The sequence below is a fragment of the Kitasatospora sp. NPDC059571 genome, from assembly GCF_042735675.1.
Classification (GTDB): Bacteria; Actinomycetota; Actinomycetes; order Streptomycetales; family Streptomycetaceae; genus Kitasatospora.
Genome location: NZ_JBHWBW010000666.1, coordinates 1 through 3,192, shown reverse-complemented (window position 1 = coordinate 3,192; position 3,192 = coordinate 1). Strand labels below are relative to the sequence as shown.

General features: G+C 71.9%; 2 protein-coding genes. One reads left to right on the top strand and one right to left on the bottom strand.

Annotated elements, in window-relative coordinates; translation table 11 throughout:
- Positions 1-17: 17 nt before the first annotated feature.
- Positions 18-2,249 carry a catalase/peroxidase HPI gene (katG, locus tag ACFV0G_RS37515; protein ID WP_380557745.1) on the bottom strand — a complete coding sequence of 744 codons (2,232 nt, stop codon included), beginning with the start codon at positions 2,247-2,249 and terminating at the stop codon, positions 18-20.
- Between the two features lie 472 nt (positions 2,250-2,721).
- Here katG and ACFV0G_RS37510 point away from each other — a divergent pair, with 472 nt between their 5' ends.
- A complete protein-coding gene (locus ACFV0G_RS37510; RefSeq protein ID WP_380557742.1) occupies positions 2,722-3,132 on the top strand; it encodes a Fur family transcriptional regulator in 411 nt (136 codons plus the stop codon).
- Positions 3,133-3,192: the final 60 nt, after the last annotated feature.

Sequence of the window (3,192 nt, the reverse complement as noted above, 5' to 3'; positions counted from 1 at the left end):
CCCGGACGGTGAGTGGATCAGGCGAGGTCGTACCGGTCCAGCTCCATGACCTTGGCCCACGCCGCGACGAAGTCGTTGACGAACTTCTCCTTGGCGTCGTCGCTCGCGTAGACCTCCGCGAGAGCCCGCAGCTCGGAGTTCGACCCGAAGACGAGGTCGACCCGGGTGCCGGTCCAGCGGACCTTGCCGGTGGCGGCGTCGCGCCCCTCGAAGGTGTTCGCGTCGCCGTTGGCCGCCGTCCAGGTGGTGCCCAGGTCGAGCAGGTTGACGAAGAAGTCGTTCGTCAGCGAGCCGGGGGCCGTGGTGAGGACGCCGTGCTGCGACTGCCCGTGGTTGGCCCCCAGCACGCGCAGGCCGCCGACCAGGACGGTCATCTCGGGGGCGCTCAGGGTCAGCAGGTTCGCCTTGTCGAGCAGCAGGTACTCGGCGGGCAGCCGGCTGTCCTTCCCGAGGTAGTTGCGGAAGCCGTCGGCGCCCGGCTCGAGAGCGGCGAACGACTCGACGTCGGTCTGCTCCTGCGAGGCGTCCGTGCGGCCCGGCGTGAACGGGACCCGGACGTCGTGGCCGGCGTCCTTCGCGGCCTTCTCGACGCCCGCCGCACCGGCGAGCACGATCAGGTCGGCCAGTGAGATCTGCTTCCCGCCGGCGTGGGCGGCGTTGAAGGACTCCTGGATGCCCTCCAGGGTGCGCAGCACCGTGGCGAGCCGGTCGGGGTCGTTCGCCTGCCAGCCGCGCTGCGGCTCCAGGCGGATCCGCGCGCCGTTGGCGCCGCCGCGCTTGTCGCTGCCGCGGAAGGACGAGGCCGAGGCCCACGCGGTGGAGACCAGCTGGGAGACCGAGAGGCCGGAGGCGAGGACCTGCTCCTTGAGGGAGGCGATGTCCTCGGCGCCGACGAGCTCGTGCGTCACCGCCGGGACCGGGTCCTGCCACAGCAGCACCTCGGAGGGGACCTCCGGGCCCAGGTAGCGGGCGACCGGGCCCATGTCACGGTGGGTCAGCTTGTACCAGGCGCGGGCGAACGCGTCCGCGAAGGCGGCCGGGTCCTCGTGGAAGCGCCGCGAGATCGGCTCGTAGACCGGGTCGAAGCGCAGCGACAGGTCGGTGGTGAGCATGGTCGGGGCGTGGCTCTTCGCCGGGTCGTAGGCGTCCGGGATGGTGCCCGCGCCGGCGCCGTCCTTGGCGACCCACTGGTGGGCGCCGGCCGGGCTGGTGGTCAGCTCCCACTCGTAGCCGAACAGGTTGTCGAAGAAGCCGTTGCCCCACTGCGTCGGCGTGGCGGTCCAGGTGACCTCCAGGCCGCTGGTGATCGCGTCGCTGCCCTTGCCGGTGCCGTAGCTGCTCTTCCAGCCGAGGCCCTGCTCCTCGAGCGGCGCGGCCTCCGGGTCGGCGCCGACGCTGTCGGCCGGGCCCGCGCCGTGGGTCTTGCCGAAGGTGTGGCCGCCCGCGATGAGGGCGACGGTCTCCTCGTCGTTCATCGCCATCCGGCGGAACGTCTCGCGGATGTCGCGGGCCGCGGCGATCGGGTCCGGGTTGCCGTTCGGGCCCTCCGGGTTGACGTAGATGAGGCCCATCTGGACGGCGCCGAGCGGGTTCTCCAGGTTGCGCTCGCCGCTGTAGCGCTCGTCGCCGAGCCAGGTCTGCTCGGGGCCCCAGTAGACGTCCTCCTCGGCCTCCCAGACGTCCTCGCGGCCGCCGGCGAAGCCGAAGGTGGTGAAGCCCATCGACTCCAGTGCGACGTTGCCGGCCAGGATCATGAGGTCGGCCCAGGAGATGTTCCGGCCGTACTTCTTCTTGACCGGCCACAGCAGGCGGCGGGCCTTGTCGAGGTTGGCGTTGTCCGGCCAGCTGTTGAGCGGGGCGAAGCGCTGCTGGCCGGCGCCGGCGCCGCCGCGGCCGTCGCTGATGCGGTAGGTGCCCGCGCTGTGCCAGGCCATCCGGATCATGAAGGGGCCGTAGTGGCCGAAGTCGGCGGGCCACCAGTCCTGCGAGGTGGTCAGGACCTCGGCGATGTCCTGCTTCACGGCCGGCAGGTCGAGGCTCCGGAACGCCTCGGCGTAGTCGAACTCCTCGCCGAGCGGGTTGGCCACGGCCGGGTTCTTGGCGAGGATCTTGAGGTTGAGGCGCTCCGGCCACCACTGGCGGTTTCCGCCGCCCTGCGTCGGGTGGGGGGCGCGCCCGTGCGCGACCGGGCAGCCGCCTGCGCCCTCGGCCTTGGCGTCGGTGACGAGTGCGTCGTGGTTCTCAGACATGGGAGTCCTTCCGAACTGGGCGGGTCGCAGTGCTCGACTGCGGAGGGTAGGGACAGGGGCACACCGGACGCGGGAGCCGGGCACGGCCGGGCAAACGGCGGTACGGACGGCGCGGTCGACACTGCCACGGCGCGCCGCGCACGTGGCGAAGGCCCGCCGGACCGCACTCGTCGCGGCGCGGCGGCCCCGTCGCGGTGAAGCGCGTGGGGGGCTTCACGTGCGACCTCGCGTGCCGCGCCGGGCGGCTCGCCGTCACCGGCGGACCGGCACCGTGCGTCTCCACGGCGGTCTCTCCGTCACGTCGTCATCCCCTGCCGTTCCGGAGTCGTCCTGTCCCTTGGCTATCAACAGAACCGATCCTACAATGGACAGAGTCCAAGTCAAGAAGGACACCAGACCCATATCCGATCGGATCCCGGACGCCCGCTGGTAAACTCCGCGCATCCCACTGAACCTGAATAGGTGAACCGATATGAGTGACCTGCTGGAGCGACTGCGAGGGCGCGGCTGGAGACTCACCTCCCAGCGGCGTGTCGTTGCGGAGGTCCTCGACGGCGACCACGTGCACCTCACCGCCGACGAGGTGCACGCCCGCGCGGCGCAGCGGCTGCCCGAGATCTCCCGGGCGACCGTGTACAACACGCTCGGCGAGCTGGTCACGCTGGGCGAGGTCATCGAGGTCGCCACCGACGGGCGGGCCAAGCGGTACGACCCCAACGCGCACCGCCCGCACCAGCACCTGGTCTGCTCCAGCTGCGGCACCATCCGCGACGTCCACCCGACCGGCGACCCGCTGGCCGACCTCCCGGCCGAGGAGCGCTTCGGCTTCACCGTGTACGACGTCGAGGTCACCTACCGGGGCCTGTGCCCCACCTGCGCCTGAGGCGCGCGGGACGCGACGCTGCAGCACGACGGGGCGGCCGGGGCGAGTGAATCGCCCCGG

Coding starts and splice junctions, on each gene's coding strand:
- ACFV0G_RS37510 (WP_380557742.1), top strand. CDS start 2,722: ATGAGTGACCTGCTGGAGCGACTGCGAGGGCGCGGCTGGAGACTCACC.
- katG (WP_380557745.1), bottom strand. CDS start 2,249: ATGTCTGAGAACCACGACGCACTCGTCACCGACGCCAAGGCCGAGGGC.